The organism is Haloplanus salinarum, from assembly GCF_024498175.1.
In the GTDB taxonomy this organism is placed as follows: Archaea; Halobacteriota; Halobacteria; order Halobacteriales; family Haloferacaceae; genus Haloplanus; species Haloplanus salinarum.
The window spans coordinates 1,238,814-1,253,816 of sequence record NZ_CP101823.1 but is presented as its reverse complement, the minus strand read 5'-3'; the positions used below and the strand labels follow the sequence as shown (position 1 = coordinate 1,253,816).

Genomic DNA, 15,003 nt, shown 5'->3' with positions numbered 1-15,003 from the left:
TTTGGGGCGAAGCGGCCCCCGTCAGTGTTGCTGATCAGGGGCGCGTCCGTCGATAGCGTGCGCCTCTGCCAACTCCACCACATCGTAGACGTGAATCCCTGATTTGAACCAGAGAACGCGGTCACTCGCCTCCTCAAAGTCGTCCGCTGAGCACTCTAACCGCTCCGACACTGCGACAAGCAAGTGGTCGAGATCGGCCCCTCGAATTTTCGCCAGCTTCTCGTTGAGGTACTCGGGTGTCCAGAAGCCCACGATTTCGAAGATTGCTCGTCTTCCGTCCGGATGTTCGATCGCGAAGTCGGGGATCATCACTTCGGCACCGAGATCGAAGACATCGTCTTCTCTGACAAGTTCCCACTCCGTATTCGCTCGCTCCCACTTGTTGGCGAGCGTCCGCTCGACGTCGCTATCGAAGCGGTTGCCAGCGCTGTAATGGGAATCGAGGCCCTCGGTATGGTCGAGCATGAACTGACGTGTCTCACCGGAGGTTTCGTCGACAAGAATCGTCGCAGTCATCTCCCACCGGTCACAGAGCGGTAACGCCGGCAGGAAGTTCGCCATGCGGATCCCGTATTTTTGTGATTGGGAGAACAGCGACGCCGGCCCGTCCAGCACGGCCTCGTAGCCGGCGGCCTGGTCGGTACTCGGGACGCGTTCACCGTCTACGTCGATCGGATAGATCCGGTGCATCAACCCGAATAGTTTGACATAGCTGAACACCGTCCCGAAGTGGTCCCAGACGCGAATTCGCATTTCCGTCGCATCGTAGAGCACCGCTTGGGCCAGCGCGAGATTGTAGCGAGTTAACAGCCAGTCCACGGTGAGATCCGTGTGTTCGTACTCCGCGTCGCTGCTGCCGGTCAAGTTGGTCGTCGACGTCGATGCATCATCATCACTGGCGTACCGGTCGGCCGTCCGCGTCCCGATTCGGACGAGTCGCTTGTTGTCCTCGAGATCGGCGTACATCCCGCGATAACACTCTTCGAGCGACAGTCCGAGGTCGTCGGCGACCGCGCTGTACACCTCCAGTTTCTGTGTGTCCTCGCCGAGGGTGGGCTGGCGGACGATCGGATAGCGCTCGTTAGCTTTCTCGAAGAGTTGCTGGCGGATCTCGCGCGGTTCGACTGAGGCCACGACCTCGAATTCGGACTCGTCTTTGAGGAGCTTCGCAAGACCCTGAACGATCTTGTAGTCGGTATCCGCGACAGTCAACTCGTCAATCGCGTCCTCAAGATCGCCTTTCGGTTCGCCGAGATGGGCCTCGAACAACTGGAGCAATTCCCGAGCAGTCTTTCGGTAGCGCTCCTCGTCGGGATCGATGAACAGCGGCGTAGTCATCTCGTCAGTCGTGCGCGAGCGTGCGAGGTCAGCCGTCAGCATTAGTTGTCACCCCCTCCCGGCGTCGCTGGGAGACGTACGTTTCCATCGTATCCTCGGTGATGATTTCGTAGAGACGGGCGGGCTGGCGGTCGTCAGTGGGCCGCAGGATGCGCCCGAGCCGTTGAGCGTACTGGCGTTTCGAGGCGCTCCCGGAAAGGATGATACCAACGTTTGCCGCCGGGACGTCGATGCCTTCGTCGAGGACTTGGGACGTCACGAGCATCGAGTATTCGCCCGTGCGGAACCGCTCGAGGATCTCGGTGCGTTCGTCGGTCTTCGTTTGGTGGGTGATGCATGGGACGATGAACTCCTGGGAGATGTCGTAGGCAAAGTCGTTGTTGGCGGTGAAAATGATGGCGCGGTCGTCGTGATGGCGCTTGATGAGATTGTCGAGCGTGTCGAGTTTCTTCTCGGCGGTGCGGGCGATTCGTTCGGCCCGTTGCTTGGCGATAAGTGCCCGCCGGCCTTGCGGGTCGTAGGACGTGCGTTTGAGAAACTCCGCATAACCCTCCTCCTTCCAGAGGTCGAACTCGTGACTGTCGACGTAGTCGCGATAGATCTGGTACTCCTCGTCGTACTGTTGGCGCTCGTCGGGTGTGAGCTCGACCGACATGTGGATCGTCTCGTATTCGCTGAGGTATTCGCCGGCGAGCTCGTCGACATCCTCGCGGTAGACGACCGGCCCGATGAGGTCCTCGAGCAGTTCGTGTTTGCCGTCGGGCCGCTCGTAGGTTGCGGTCAACCCAAGGCGATACGGCGCGATCGTCATCTCGGGAATCTGCCGGTAGGTCGGAGCTGGCAGGTGGTGTTCCTCGTCGACGACGAGCAGGCCGAACTGATCGCCGTACTCGTTGACGTAGCGGTAGGCGCTGTCGTAGGTGGTGACCGTGATCGCGGTGACGTCGTGGCTGCCGCCACCGAGGACGCCGACCGGCTCTGTAAGTTGGTCGCCGAAGGCGTTGGTGAGCGTGGCGTGCCACTGATTCATCAGATCGATCGTCGGCGTCACGACGAGCGTGCTCACGCCGGCGTCGGCGATGGCCTGTAGCCCGAGAAACGTCTTCCCGCTCCCCGTTGGGAGGACGACGCTCCCTCGCCGCCCGTGGTCGATCCAGGCGTCGAGGGCGGCCTGCTGGTAGTCACGCGGTTCGATGTGGAGCGCTGGCGTGAGTTCGAGATCGGGGTAGGCCCGGGCAGCATCCTCGCAGGCTGCACCGAATCCATCGCGGAGCGTGGCTTGGTCGTCGCTGCCCGTCCATGTGCCGGCCCATTCGAGGAGGGCTCGATATCGATATGCCTGTGTGCGATGCTCGTCGACGCGGTCGTCCCACTCCGCATGGGGCACATTCTCGGGCACGCCACGGAGTAGGAGGGTTCCGTCGTCGAATTCGATCCGCATTCGCTATGTAGATGCATGCGACCGGTCGGATTCAATCTGTGGGTCGCGTTTGAGTGGTTCCTGTGACTCGACGTGGGGAGTGTCGGTGCTTCATACTCTTCGTTCGAAACTAGTGCTCTGTCAATCGTCAATTATGGAAGTTGCAAGGCTAAAACTCCGTCTTCAGGACAGAGAGGACGTCAAGATACTCTCGGATATACGTACGTGAACGGTTGGGCGAGCAACGCTCACCAAATTGATTTGACGACGACAATCTCCCAGACACCAGGCTTTACCGTGCGCCACGCATTTTAAAAGTATGACTTCCAGTAGTCACATGGTGATCGCTGGCGGCGGACGCGTCGGATTCCGGGTCGCAGAGTTCTTCAAACAACGTGGACACAGGGTGACAGTTATCGAGCAAGATCCGGACCGAGCGCACGAGCAGGACTCGGACGATATTGAAATCGTGATAGACGACGCGACACATCCGTCCGTGTTATCAAACGTTATCACGGAGGAGACGACCGTCATCGGTGCGCTAACAGACAGTGACAGCACCAATCTCGCGGTCTGCCTAGCTGCGAAAACGTTCCAGCCGGACATCCGAACGGTCGCACGTATCACCAATGCCGACGACGAGGAGTTCGAACAACTCGTCGACGAAGTCGTGTTCCCGGAGCGTGCAAGCGTCAAAACCGCAGTGAACGCACTCAGCGGGAGCGACGTGCGAACGTTCGAGGACGTCACCGGTAAGATGGAGGTGTTCGACATCCGCGTCGCCCCCGAGTCGCCGATCGCAGGACAGCTTCTCGACGACGCTGACCTTCCGGAGGGGAGCCTCGTGATTTCCGGGGCGGGGAAAGAGCGGACAGCTACCTCCGAAACGCGACTGGAAGCCGGCGAACGGTATATTATCGCAGCCGATCCTGCTGCCGCAGATAGCGTTATCTCGGCGTTCCGTGGGGAATGAGAGACGGCGGGAGCGCTGGTGTTCAAATTTGCGACCCTCTCGATCATCGGGCAGAATATCCGGTCGATTCTTACTGAGTACGGCTATCGCTGGGAGATCGAGAGTGGGTACCGGTCGATCAAGCGGTTCATGGTGGCGACGACGTCGAAGGATTTCGGGCTTCGATTCTTCTACTTCGCGTTTGCGTGTCTGCTGTACTCTATCTGGCGGGCTGTCGATCTCCTCGTCCAAGCCGAGTTGACTGGCGAGTATGAGCACTCACCGGTGATTACAGCGGACAACACGCTGACGCTGCTGAAGAAGGAAACTGGAATCGGGTAGTGGGGTACTCTGTTCGGGTTAGCGTGCCGTCTGAGTGGCTACGCTGCTGGAAGTCTCGAAAATTTGTTCATATAGTTGGGTGTGTGACAGGATTAGCCGCTTGGAGAGCCATCTGGGGCAGTTTCCGCTGACCAAATCGGTCAAATTCACGCATCACAGCCCTGCTAAACCCTCTGTAGTCTCAACTTCCACATCCTTCGGATCGATAAATCACATAACGATATACAAATTCGGCTACTTGGAAGTTGAGACTACATCGGGTATAGCGGGCCTGTAATGCGTGGAATCGGCCGAATCGATGAGCTGAATCTGCGTCAGATCGCTTTCTGAACGGCCGCTCTTGTTCCACAGGCAACTATTCCAGCGGATTTCCGAGACTCTGGATAGTGTCGCCACTGAGAAGACACGCTCTCGCGGAGAGAATCCCGTTACTATCCGATTCCGGTTTCCTTCTTCACCAGTGTCAGCGTGTTATATGCCGTCACGATCGGCGAGTGTTCGTATTCACCGGTCAACTGTACCTGCACGAGTAAATCGACCGCCCGCCAGACCGAGTACAGCAGACACGCGAACGCGAAGTAGAAGAACCGCAGACCGAAGTGCTTCGACGTTGTGGCGCCCATGAATCGTTTAATCGATTTGTAGCCGCTCTCAATTTCCCACCGATACCCGTACTCAGTAAGGAGCCCGCTATTCCGATTCGTCATGAACACCGAATACTGCTGGTGGTCGTCGTGTTCGGAGTTCTCTTTCCGTCGGTAGATGAGCGTCGTCGAGTGCCACTCGTTGTCGCCCAAGTGCAATTTTCGATCAGTCTCGTAGCGGTCCTTTCCCCGCTTGAGAAGACGCTTGGCCTGCGCTTTCTCACTCGTCTGCATCCGCTTGGGTACGACGTAGGAGAGGCCGCGCTGGCTGAGCATCTCCAAGATGTGTTGGCTGTCGAATTCCCGGTCCATCAGCACATTATCCACGTGAACGGCCGCCTCTGTCGAGTCTAGGAGCTCTTCGACGATTTCCTTACGCGTATCGCCTTTCCGGACTGGGCGCGCGTCTAGCACGATTGGCACGGCATTCCCTACTAACTGGACGGTGGCCCACTGGTAGGCATACTCATCCGTGTTCTCCTTCGTCCCGATTATCTCGTCTTCGTGGTCCGTCCTATCGCCTGTGAAGGGATCGTCCTCCGTAATATCGATGGCGACGATCCCGGCTCGGAAGAACTCCTCCGTCTCTGCGACCCGGTCCAGCAGTCGGCCAACGGCTTGGTGGTACATCTCGCGTATCTCCTTGATGGAGAGATCCCTCACATGCTCGCGATGGGCGTGGCCCAAGGGTGTCCGCTCCCGATTGGACTCGTGAATGAAACTCCGAGCGCCTTCGTTGACGGCTAAATTCTCACGGAGTCCGAGGTAGGTCTGGAGGTCCCAGTAGGCGTTCTCGTGGATCTCACAGCCCTCACCACGGTCCAATGAGAACGCTGGAAAAGCAATATCGCTGACCCGCTCAGTAACTGTCTCTGCCTGGTTCAGGATGGTCTGGCCGTCAGGATCCGGTTCTGTATTCTCGTCACCGTGTCTACGGGTCTGTCGTTCTGGATTGCGCGGGACTGTGACACCCGCATTCTGGGCTTTGATGAGGATGGTCCGCGCTGCCGTCTTGATGGTGTCTTGGAGATCGGCCGTGAAGCGGTGGTGCCAGCTGCGCCACAGCGTCGACTGATTCGGCACCGAGTCCAGCCCGATCTGTTCGCAGAAATCGGGATGCTTGGTGAGGTATTCGACGAGCGCGGTTTCGTGGTCCCAGCCATGGCATTCTTTCAGCAGGAACAGGCGAAACAGCGCCTCCATCTCGTAGCTCGTTGAGTCTGCGTATCGGTCGTGGGGATCGAACTGGACGTATGCCAGCGGCACTGCGTGGACGAATTGGTCAACGGCCTCGTGATCGTCATGCTGGAACCATGGTTCCGCAACGAGGCGAACGTCCGATTCCAACGCTGGAAGGGATGAGCGATCGAATAGCGGGCTCGACTCGTACGTGGGCCAATCGACGTAGGATCGCTGGGCGATCTGCCGGAAGACAGTGCAACGAGACTCACGTGTCAGAGCCACGGGGGGAAAGTGGCCACGAGAGGGTCAAGTATTCATCTAACTGCTCGATACCGCCCGCCTATGAGTCATCAGACGAATCGTGAGATAGTGACAGGAGACTCACGAAGCGCTCAGTACAGGGTGCGGATCAATCATTCGCAAACAATATTAGCACCAGGAATTGCAGAAATCGTTGAAACATGCTTCGAATATTAACGAAAATTCACCATTACCGACTCCCAATTCTTGGAGTGTGCGGGGCAACACTGACGATCGTGTTTTCTAGCCCAGGCAGTACTCTGAGCACCGTTGGCCCACTCAGTTTAGATATGTTCTGGGTTTCTCTGGTTGTGTCTGGAACGTTGATACTGTCTGTACTCGTTCTCGGTGAGTACAACCCAGAAGAATACGGGTTAGAGCTCGAGAAACGAAGCAAGTAGCACTTCTCTACTGACCGATTTGATTCACTGTAATCAGAGGGTGATGAGTGCAAGACACGCGCGATCTATCCATCATGAGCGGTTCTGACAACATATCATGAAAATAGTCCGCCAGTACGAGACTCAAACAATGGATCCACGGGACCGACAGTATTCAGCAGGGGCCTTCACACGCCACAAGCGTCAGGAGCCTGTTTTACGGCCCGAATCGACCCGTTTGAACATTCAGGGGTCGAAGACCTCTAATGACTGGTATAGCTTCAGCCGCTGAAGCCAGCCACGTGCCGGTTTTTTATGCCACTCCTATACTCGCGTATGGCAACGACAACTGCCATGCCCGTCGGTCCCGACGTACCGCTCGACGACAGCCAGGCCCTCCACCAGTCAGTCGCGTTTTTCGCGCTGACGCTCGGCGTCTCCTGGGCGCTTTGGGTCCCGCTGGCGTTTCAGGACACACTCGGTCTCACGATTCCTGATGAACTCGGCATTCTCCCGATAGTGATCGGCGGCTTCGGCCCAGCTATCGCGGCTGTCATCATGACGTGGCGCGGTGAGGGCACCGTGCGTGCCCTCCTGAAGAGAGTCCTCGACTGGCGACAGCATCCCAAGTGGTATCTCGTCTCGCTCTTTCTCACGCCTGCGATGATCCCGGTCGGGTCGGCACTGTATGCGGCCAGCGGCGGCGTGCTGGACCTTTCGGTACTCGTCCAGCGACTCCCGATGTATCCGATCCAGTTCGTCTTCGTCCTGTTTCTTGGCGGCGGACAGGAGGAACTCGGCTGGCGTGGATTCGCTCTCCCGCGGTTGCAGGCGGCCTACGGTGGGACCGTGGCGAGCCTGGTCATCGGCGTCATCTGGGCTGTCTGGCACCTGCCGGTCTTTGCCATCCCGGCCTCTTCGCAGTACGGCCAGGCGTTTTTGCCCTACGCCGTCGGCGTTCTCGGGTTCAGCGTCCTGCTGACGTGGCTGTTCAACGGCACCGGCGGCAGTGTCCTGCTCGCGATGTTGTTCCACGCCAGCCTCAACGCCTCCAGTACACTGTACCCGATCCCCGTCGATGTCCTCCGGTCGAGCGGCTTCCCCGACATCGTGATGCTTGGTATGGCCCTCGCAACGTGGGTTGTCGCGCTCGTTGTCCTCTCCCGCGACGGACGCTCGCTCGACCCCCGCCGGGATGCCGAGACCACTACAACCCCACCGTAGCGGGAGTTTCCAGGTAGTTACGCCTGTTTCAGAACGGTATTGTGCAGGATTCGCGCAACCAGTTTTCGACGGCGAGCGTGCTCTGACTCACTGATCGCTATCGACCGTTCACACTTCGGCAACTGGTGACGGGTAGGTCTGAACGCGCTCCCGATCAGTGTTCGTTGGCCCGACTGTGAGTGCCCCGAAGAGCAGTCGACAGTGTCAGTCCCGCCGTGGCACCCACAATCCGTAGAGGATCAGTCCGAGGCCCGCGAGCTCGAAGAACTGGTTGACGCTGTTGACGACTGGACTGGGCACGCCCAGCAACAGAAACAGGACAACCGCCACAGCGCCCGGAACGAACAGCACCAGAACGAACCCAACCGCGATGAACAGCATCGGACGACTCTGGTTTTGTCGGTATGCCGTGTAGGCGATGTAGCTAATCGCCAGCCCAAAGAGAAAGATGATTGCCTCGCTGGCCTGGCGAACGACTCGTAGTGTTTCGAGATCGATCGACTGGAGCGTTATGTCGAACATATCAGGTTCCCTCTACGAACTGGGTGAAGCGATCAGCCATCTGTTTACGACGCGAGATAGTGATCTCGAAGCCGTCCTCGCTGAGGTCGAGTTCGATGCCTTCGAGTTCTGTCCGATAAAGCTTGTAATTCTTCCCATCGGTGACTGGATGGATGTCTTCAGTAACGAGGTCGTACTCGCGGAGTCGTTCGAGTCGCCGGTAGACCGTCGGTTCCGAAACCCCAGCGCAGTCGCTGAGCTCTGCCGCCGAGCGGGGCTCCTTTTTTGCCTCGACGAGAATCGTGCGCGCACACTCGTCACCGAGCAGGTCTGCGAGCGCTTCGGGATCTCGCACGTCGGACACGCTATCTGGTTCATCTCCTGTCGTGTCAATATGTGTTGTGCCGTCTCAGTGTCTCTGGCTGGCGTCAGCCAGTGAAGCTACGAGGAACTGTCTTTTATCAAATCAGTTCAAGACCGGCTCCGACAAGTGTGAGGACAGCGCCTGTAATGACGAGGCCAAATGAAACTCGTCCCACAGAAAACTCCTCGGGGGCCGCCGTAGCGAGTTCGTACACGACTGCGACGACCAATCCAACGCCACCAACCCCTGCCAGCCCCAGAGGAAGACTCATTCCGTCGGCCAGTATGCTCCAGACTGCACTCAGCCCCCATACTGCCCCCATAACCCCAAGCGAGAGGTGGTACAGATAGAACTGGTTCATACGCATCAAATAATTCCCTCTGATACACGTTGTTCGGCACGACGAGAAACTTGTAGATCACAAACAATCCGGGAACAGCGACTAGAATATGAAATCATAGTGGTGACGTTCTGCTAGCGAATGTGAGCGTACAGCATTGCGCTTCCGAATTGGATACTGACTACCGTCACGAACGCCGCGACGCTTGCAACCGTATTTCCAAGATTCGGGAGTGCGACTTCGTAGATACTGATAAAGAGTCCTGCTGTGAGTACTCCAAACACAAGCGTCCACGTGACAGCGTACATCGGACTGTACGCAACAGGCCAGTAGTCGTCGTATGCAAACGCCATATCCAGCAGACTCAACGATAGCAAGAATCTCGCACTGAAGTCGGTCGAGAGCGCGAGTGGAATACTGTCGAGCGATACCAGCGCAAACGCTGCCAGCGCCATACCGATGGCCGTTACTGTCACGGGCAGATTGTCTGTCAGGTCAGTATGCAGTCGCTCACGGAGGGATGTTGATTCGGCCACGGTATACCCATAAGAGAGATTGCATAAAAAAGCGCATAGTACAATTTCAGGGATAGAAAGTCCATTTTGTGGGTACAAAGCCCATTTTGTCGCTCCAAAACACCCCTGTCCGGGCACAAAAATCTCTATGGTGATTTATGAGCAGGACCCCTTGATTGACGTGTAGATATGAATTCACAACGACGCCGTATCATCCGAGAAGAACTACTTCGAAGTATCGCGTGGATCGGTCTCGGACTCGTCGGGTGGCCAATCGTGATTTCAGAGGTAGCCTGGGTAGAGCCGACTGTACTGACGGTCTTCGGACTGCCCGTCCTTACGTGGGCCCTCTTGACCGCAGCCATGATCGGGGTCAGAACGGTGACGTCCAAGGAGTTGCAGGTTCAGACACCGACTGGTCTCTCGATGAGTCTAGCGCTCGGAATCATGCTTGGTGGCGTCGGCGCAGTGTACCTTGTTGCAGCAGGTGGCTACTCTGCCCTGTGGATAACGGTCGCGTATGTCGTCGTGACGATAGCTGCGGTCGGCTGGTACTGGTACCTGCGACTGCCGAAGTTGCCCTCCGAAACGACTGCATAGTCCGCAACTGATTTTCCTTTCCGGCACGCTTGCCCGTCAGAGTCAGGTATCGCTACTGAACCGACGTCTGCTGAACACTAATGCGTCTGCCAATCTCGCCCCGTACACTGTCCACTCGCGTAGCTATCCGAAACTGATAATCATCCATCACTATTCACCTGACACATGTCACTTCCGTCGTGGATCTCCCGAGAGTTGGAGAACGACCGGAAGGTGAATACGAAACTGACCGACAAGCACGTCGTCGAGACGATGCACGAGGCTGATCGGCCACTTTTCTCGGTTCAGCAGATTCGAGACCGAGTCAAACCAGATGTCTCGAAAGTCACCGTCCGTAACCGGTTGCGTGATCTAGAAGAGCGTGGTATCGTTGCGACAGAAACGTATTCAGACTCACTGACGCTGTATTATATCGACCATCCTGAGTCAGACTGGCCGCTCTCTCCAGAGGGAAAACAAGCATTGAACGGACAGTCAGCCAGCACAGAGAATCCACTCCGTGAATTCCTACAGCACCCACAAGTCCACGAGATACTCCGTGAAGAACTCCTGCGGAGTATTGGGTGGGCCGGACTCAGTTTGTTCGGGTGGGCAATACTCGTTAGTTCATCGAGTCAATTGCCAGCCGCCGTCTGGACAGTTCTCGGACTTCCGATTCTAACATGGGCGTCTCTCACAGTTGGAATGATCGGAATTCGACTGATAACCGGCAACGATCTACAGATTCAGTCTACGGAGGGACTGCACATCATTTCGGTTGGTGGTGCTGTGTTCGGTGGGTTCTGGGCCATGTTTTTGATTTTTGTGCTGGACTGGCCCCCTCTGTTGACCAGTGGACTATATCTGTTCGTCACAGCCGCGTATTTTGTATATTATACCAAGGTAGTACTTCCGGGGTTTGACCCACCCGTTGAGAATTGACCGATATGCAGATACACTGAGAAGTCAATCAATCCGCGTTTCCTGAATGAACTCTAGACTTTCGGACCATATGCATTGAGAGTCCCAGTCTCAACTACCAATGGTGCCATGGAAGTTGAGACTACAGCAGGTATAGCGGGCCTGTAATGCGTGAATTTGACCGATTCGATCAGCGGAAACTGCCTCAGATGGCTCTCCAAGCGGTTATTCTTGTCACACACCCAATCATATAGACAAATTTTCGAGGCTTCCAGCAGCGTAGCCACTCAGACGGCACGCTAACCCGAATTGAGTTCCTCACTACCCGATTCCAGTTTCCTTCTTCAGCAGCGTCAGCGTGTTGTCCGCTGTAATCACCGGTGAGTGCTCATACCCGCCAGTCAATTCGGCTTGGACGAGGAGATCGACAGCGCGCCAGATCGAGTACAGCAGACACGCAAACGCGAAGTAAAAGAACCGCAACCCGAAGTCCTTCGATGTCGTCGCCGCCATGAACCGCTTGATCGACCGATAGCCGCTCTCGATTTCCCACCTGTAGCCGTACTCCGTGAGGTGTCCGCTCCCCCGATTCGTCATGAACACCGAATATTGTCGATGGTCGTCGTGCTCTGAGTCTTCTTTTCGACGATAGATTAGCGTCGTCTCGTGCCACTCATTCTTCCCGAGATGTAGTTTGCGGTCAGTCTCGTACCGATCCTGGTCCCGCTGGAGCAATCGCTTCGCCTGGGCTTTCTCGCTGGTCTGCATCCGCTTGGGCACGACATACGACAAGCCACGCTGGCTGAGCATCTCTAGGACGTGTTGACTGTCGAACTCCCGATCCATCAGCACGTTATCGACGTGTACCATCTCCTCAGCAGAATCCAAGAGGTCCTTGACGATTTCTAGGCGGGACTCTCCCTTCTGAACTGGCCGCACGTCCAGTACAATCGGAACTGCATTACCAACTAACTGGATGGTAGCCCACTGGTAGGCGTACTCGTCGGTCTTCTCTTTCGTGCCAATGATCTCGTCTTCATAGCCCGTTCTATCACCGGTGAACGGGTCAGCTTCGGTGATGTCAATAGCGACGATGCCAGCTCGAAAGAATTGCTCCGTCTCCGCGACTTCGTTCAGGAGCCTGTTGACGGCCTGTCGGTACATCTTGCGGATCCCTGATACTGAAAGATCACGAATATGCTCTCGGTGGGCGTGGCCCAACGGCGTCCGACCCCGAGTCGATTCGTAGACGAAACTGCGAGCCCCTTCATTAGCGGCCAATCTCTCGCGAAGCCCCAGGTACGTCTGTAAGTCCCAGTAGGCGTTCTCGTGGATCTCGCAGCCGTCCCCACGATCCAGCGAAAATGCCGGGAAGACGACGCGGCTGACGTGGTCGGTAATCTTCTCTGCCTGCTCCAAAGTAGTCTGATCGTCCGGGTTTGACTCACCAGACTCGCTCCCGGGGTATCGGAGCGTTCGTGCCGGTTCACGCGGAGTCTCGACACCCGCATTCTGGGCTTTGACGAGGATCGTTCGAGCCGCCGTCACGACTGTCTCCCTGAGGTCAGTGGTGAACCGCTCGTGCCAGCTTCGCCACAGTGTTGACTGGTCCGGGATCGTCTCGAAACCTAATTGCTCGCAGAGTTCAGGACGAGTCCCGAAGTAGCCGACGAGTGCGGTTTCGTGCTCCCATCCGTGGAGTTCTTTCAGTACGAACACCCGAAAGAGGATGTCCATCCGGTAGCGTGTTGACCCCGCATACCGGTCGTGGATGCTGAACCGGAAGTAGGCCAAGGGGAGTGCACAGACGAACTCCTCAACTGAATCATGCATCCCGTGGGCGAACCACGTTTCTGAGACTGTCCGGATATCTGATTCCAGTCCCGCCAGCGACGTTCGATCGTACAGCGGTGTCGAATCATATGCTGGCCAGGTAACGTGCGAGCGCTGGGCCATCTGTCGAAAAACATTACCACGTGAAGCAAGCGTTGGAGACATAGTTTTACTAAATCGTGAGTTTAGACCCCTATAACGGACAATTCATAGAAATGATAAAAATATATTCAGAATACGCCGATGATGAATCCAATACCCATGAGAATAAGTATCGCAGCCGAAAAGACTGGTAAGTACGGTGTGTACTGTTTAACGGTTTCCTCGTGGTGCTGATAGCCCGCGACCAGTAGCATTGTTAGTCCCACGATGCCGATAACAACAGTAATTGCGTATGCACTCATCAGTTCGAGACAGTAGTTTGACCCGGCACAGAAAGCGATAATCTCGAACTCCTCCTCGTGAGCGAACCCGAGCACGAAGGCAAACCAAGCAATTCCGAGCAATCCCCTCTCGGCAACATCATCGGAACCCTCGTCCGTATGTGAGTGGCCCCCGATGAACGGAACGGCGTGTTTCAGGCGAGGAATAAGCCCCTCATCGTCCTGTAAATCCGGATGCTCGTGAATATCACCGTGGCTGTCGTCGGGTCCGGAGTGGTTCGTCGACTCGTGATTGTGACTCTCGTGCGAGTGAGAGTGGTCGCCATCGGGACTGTCATGCGAGTGGTCGTGGTGGTACTCTCGGATCCCAAGACCGATCAGCAGTACGCCCGCAACCAGACTGACCGGGCCACCGACCTGGATACTATTGAGAATCGTGACTGGCTCGTTGATCTGGGTGAGACTAAAATAGGATTTCGCGTAGAAGAACACGCCAACCATCGCGAGACTACTGATGAGGTGGCCGATACCAATGATGAGCCCCGCCGCAAGGCCGTAGAGCCACTTGTTCGTCTGATCCAACGCGTACGAGGCGGCGACGGGCCATCCATGACCGGGCTCGACCCCGTGGACAGCCCCAAGTGCGACCGCACCGAGCAGTAGTCCAAACGTGTCGCCAGACACCATCGTCATACCCTGAACTCGGGAAGAGCACCGAATAACGGTTGTTAATACCTGATTGGGGGAACCATCATACTCGGGACTCTTGTGTCCGGGCATCGAATATGGTCGTATGCGAACGAGTTTCAATATCCCCGATACAGTGGTCGACGAGTTCGATCAGGTCTGGCAGGATGAGGGATTGGACAACCGATCCCGGGCCGTCCGTGAAGCGATGCAAGAGTACATCGAGTCGCATTCCCGACTCGAAGACCTCAGCGAGGACGTTATCGCGCTCGTCGCCTTTGACTACCGCCATCACGAGGTGATTGGGGAACTCCACGGTGTCCAGCACGACTATCAGGACGTGATTCTCAACACGAGTCACACACATCAGGGGGAGTGGTGTCTTGAGTCCTTATTCTGCCAGGGAACCGGCGAACGCGTTCGGGAACTGACCTACCGCCTTCGTGACTTCGACGGCGTGAATCGGGTGAAAATTATGGTGATTCGAGATAACTGAGCGAGATAGACGTCCCGTGAATTCGCACGCTCAGTCCGCTGCCGTTGCCGTGTCTCCGGCTGAATCGGACGGCGTGTTCAGATAGAGGTAGATCAACACGAGGATCAAGGCGACCTGAACCGCCTTGTCAACGTAGTCGACCATTCCGTATTCTGACTTGGCTACGATCCAGAGGGGGAATTGCACGGCCGTATACGGAATCCCGGTCAGGTAGAGCAGTCGCCGCCGATAGTCGAAGAAGAACAGCACAAGTGCACCGGCGTAGCCGACACCTGCGAGTGCAACGGGAATCCGTCCCTCGACGATACCAGCATACACGTGGAGAACGCCAGTGACCACGACTAACGCAACTGCTAGCCACTGGAGTTGGGTGAGCGATCCGATCCGACTCGTGGAACTATTTTGTGCGTTAATCACAATACTATATCGTTCGGGATAGGAGATAAGGACTGTTATTATCAGACTCTTGGTGTCGTCATACGACGCGCATTAAGCGGTTGTGCCGGTTTCTCAGTCACGTGGTTGTAGCTACGCTTTCGCTCGGCAGAGAACAGTATTCACACAACCGATTCGTTCACTCACTACCAGCTATGCATTGAGAC

The 15,003-nt window shown here is 56.4% G+C and carries 15 protein-coding genes and 1 pseudogene; 6 read left to right on the top strand and 10 right to left on the bottom strand.

The features are described 5' to 3' along the window. Window positions 1-21: 21 nt before the first annotated feature. Complete coding sequence (locus NO364_RS06595) at window positions 22-1,380, bottom strand: DUF790 family protein (protein WP_257628846.1); 1,359 nt, start codon at window positions 1,378-1,380, stop codon at window positions 22-24. Next, window positions 1,367-2,779 (bottom strand): DEAD/DEAH box helicase, encoded by a 1,413-nt coding sequence (locus NO364_RS06590; RefSeq protein WP_257628845.1) that lies wholly within the window; start codon window positions 2,777-2,779, stop codon window positions 1,367-1,369. The genes NO364_RS06595 and NO364_RS06590 overlap by 14 nt, the downstream gene beginning before the upstream one ends. 316 nt (window positions 2,780-3,095) lie before the next feature. On the opposite strand from NO364_RS06590, the gene NO364_RS06585 reads away from it, so the two are divergent. Both NO364_RS06585 and NO364_RS06580 read left to right on the top strand, forming a co-directional pair. After that, on the top strand, window positions 3,096-3,731 hold the full coding sequence (locus NO364_RS06585) for a potassium channel family protein (protein ID WP_257628844.1): 636 nt from the start codon (window positions 3,096-3,098) through the stop codon (window positions 3,729-3,731). A gap of 69 nt (window positions 3,732-3,800) precedes the next feature. Continuing rightward, window positions 3,801-4,052, top strand: a pseudogene (locus tag NO364_RS06580) (transposase); the annotation flags it as partial. A gap of 431 nt (window positions 4,053-4,483) precedes the next feature. On the opposite strand, the gene NO364_RS06575 reads toward NO364_RS06580, so the two are convergent. Further along, a complete protein-coding gene (locus tag NO364_RS06575; RefSeq protein ID WP_420191849.1) occupies window positions 4,484-6,160 on the bottom strand; it encodes a transposase in 1,677 nt (558 codons plus the stop codon). A gap of 734 nt (window positions 6,161-6,894) precedes the next feature. Here NO364_RS06575 and NO364_RS06570 point away from each other — a divergent pair. Beyond that, window positions 6,895-7,782 (top strand): CPBP family intramembrane glutamic endopeptidase, encoded by an 888-nt coding sequence (locus NO364_RS06570; protein WP_257628843.1) that lies wholly within the window; start codon window positions 6,895-6,897, stop codon window positions 7,780-7,782. A gap of 204 nt (window positions 7,783-7,986) precedes the next feature. On the opposite strand, the gene NO364_RS06565 is transcribed toward NO364_RS06570, so the two are convergent. From NO364_RS06565 to NO364_RS06550, 4 genes are all read right to left on the bottom strand, one after another. Next, window positions 7,987-8,304, bottom strand: coding sequence for a DUF7521 family protein (locus NO364_RS06565; RefSeq protein WP_257628842.1), 318 nt, complete (start codon window positions 8,302-8,304; stop codon window positions 7,987-7,989). Window position 8,305: 1 nt separating this feature from the next. Then, complete coding sequence (locus NO364_RS06560) at window positions 8,306-8,647, bottom strand: ArsR/SmtB family transcription factor (protein ID WP_257628841.1); 342 nt, start codon at window positions 8,645-8,647, stop codon at window positions 8,306-8,308. Window positions 8,648-8,744: 97 nt separating this feature from the next. Then, window positions 8,745-9,008 (bottom strand): hypothetical protein, encoded by a 264-nt coding sequence (locus NO364_RS06555; RefSeq protein ID WP_257628840.1) that lies wholly within the window; start codon window positions 9,006-9,008, stop codon window positions 8,745-8,747. A 113-nt stretch (window positions 9,009-9,121) separates the two neighbouring features. After that, entirely contained in the window at window positions 9,122-9,523 is a 402-nt protein-coding gene (locus NO364_RS06550) for a hypothetical protein (RefSeq protein ID WP_257628839.1), read from the bottom strand. A 168-nt stretch (window positions 9,524-9,691) separates the two neighbouring features. Between NO364_RS06550 and NO364_RS06545 the strand changes: the two genes are divergently transcribed. Continuing rightward, on the top strand, window positions 9,692-10,102 hold the full coding sequence (locus NO364_RS06545; RefSeq protein ID WP_257628838.1) for a hypothetical protein: 411 nt from the start codon (window positions 9,692-9,694) through the stop codon (window positions 10,100-10,102). Between the two features lie 165 nt (window positions 10,103-10,267). After that, window positions 10,268-11,023 carry a helix-turn-helix domain-containing protein gene (locus NO364_RS06540; RefSeq protein WP_257628837.1) on the top strand — a complete coding sequence of 252 codons (756 nt, stop codon included), beginning with the start codon at window positions 10,268-10,270 and terminating at the stop codon, window positions 11,021-11,023. Window positions 11,024-11,323: 300 nt separating this feature from the next. On the opposite strand, the gene NO364_RS06535 is transcribed toward NO364_RS06540, so the two are convergent. Together NO364_RS06535 and NO364_RS06530 are read right to left on the bottom strand one after the other, a co-directional pair. Beyond that, window positions 11,324-13,000, bottom strand: coding sequence for a transposase (locus tag NO364_RS06535; protein WP_420191850.1), 1,677 nt, complete (start codon window positions 12,998-13,000; stop codon window positions 11,324-11,326). Window positions 13,001-13,065: 65 nt separating this feature from the next. Beyond that, window positions 13,066-13,905: a hypothetical protein gene (locus NO364_RS06530; protein WP_257629149.1), complete on the bottom strand. Its 840-nt coding sequence runs from the start codon at window positions 13,903-13,905 to the stop codon at window positions 13,066-13,068. 106 nt (window positions 13,906-14,011) lie between these two features. Between NO364_RS06530 and NO364_RS06525 the strand changes: the two genes are divergently transcribed. Continuing rightward, complete coding sequence (locus tag NO364_RS06525) at window positions 14,012-14,401, top strand: CopG family ribbon-helix-helix protein (protein WP_257628835.1); 390 nt, start codon at window positions 14,012-14,014, stop codon at window positions 14,399-14,401. A 30-nt stretch (window positions 14,402-14,431) separates the two neighbouring features. Here the strand turns inward: NO364_RS06525 and NO364_RS06520 are convergent, their stop codons facing one another. Next, window positions 14,432-14,818 carry a hypothetical protein gene (locus tag NO364_RS06520; RefSeq protein ID WP_257628834.1) on the bottom strand — a complete coding sequence of 129 codons (387 nt, stop codon included), beginning with the start codon at window positions 14,816-14,818 and terminating at the stop codon, window positions 14,432-14,434. Window positions 14,819-15,003 lie beyond the last annotated feature (185 nt).

Bases quoted from the DNA above. Each gene is read 5' to 3' on its own strand.
- NO364_RS06585 (WP_257628844.1), top strand. From the start codon at position 3,096: ATGGTGATCGCTGGCGGCGGACGCGTCGGATTCCGGGTCGCAGAGTTC.
- NO364_RS06595 (WP_257628846.1), bottom strand. From the start codon at position 1,380: ATGCTGACGGCTGACCTCGCACGCTCGCGCACGACTGACGAGATGACT.
- NO364_RS06530 (WP_257629149.1), bottom strand. From the start codon at position 13,905: ATGGTGTCTGGCGACACGTTTGGACTACTGCTCGGTGCGGTCGCACTT.
- NO364_RS06535 (WP_420191850.1), bottom strand. From the start codon at position 13,000: ATGTCTCCAACGCTTGCTTCACGTGGTAATGTTTTTCGACAGATGGCC.
- NO364_RS06565 (WP_257628842.1), bottom strand. From the start codon at position 8,304: ATGTTCGACATAACGCTCCAGTCGATCGATCTCGAAACACTACGAGTC.
- NO364_RS06590 (WP_257628845.1), bottom strand. From the start codon at position 2,779: ATGCGGATCGAATTCGACGACGGAACCCTCCTACTCCGTGGCGTGCCC.
- NO364_RS06570 (WP_257628843.1), top strand. From the start codon at position 6,895: ATGGCAACGACAACTGCCATGCCCGTCGGTCCCGACGTACCGCTCGAC.
- NO364_RS06545 (WP_257628838.1), top strand. From the start codon at position 9,692: ATGAATTCACAACGACGCCGTATCATCCGAGAAGAACTACTTCGAAGT.
- NO364_RS06540 (WP_257628837.1), top strand. From the start codon at position 10,268: ATGTCACTTCCGTCGTGGATCTCCCGAGAGTTGGAGAACGACCGGAAG.
- NO364_RS06525 (WP_257628835.1), top strand. From the start codon at position 14,012: ATGCGAACGAGTTTCAATATCCCCGATACAGTGGTCGACGAGTTCGAT.
- NO364_RS06555 (WP_257628840.1), bottom strand. From the start codon at position 9,008: ATGAACCAGTTCTATCTGTACCACCTCTCGCTTGGGGTTATGGGGGCA.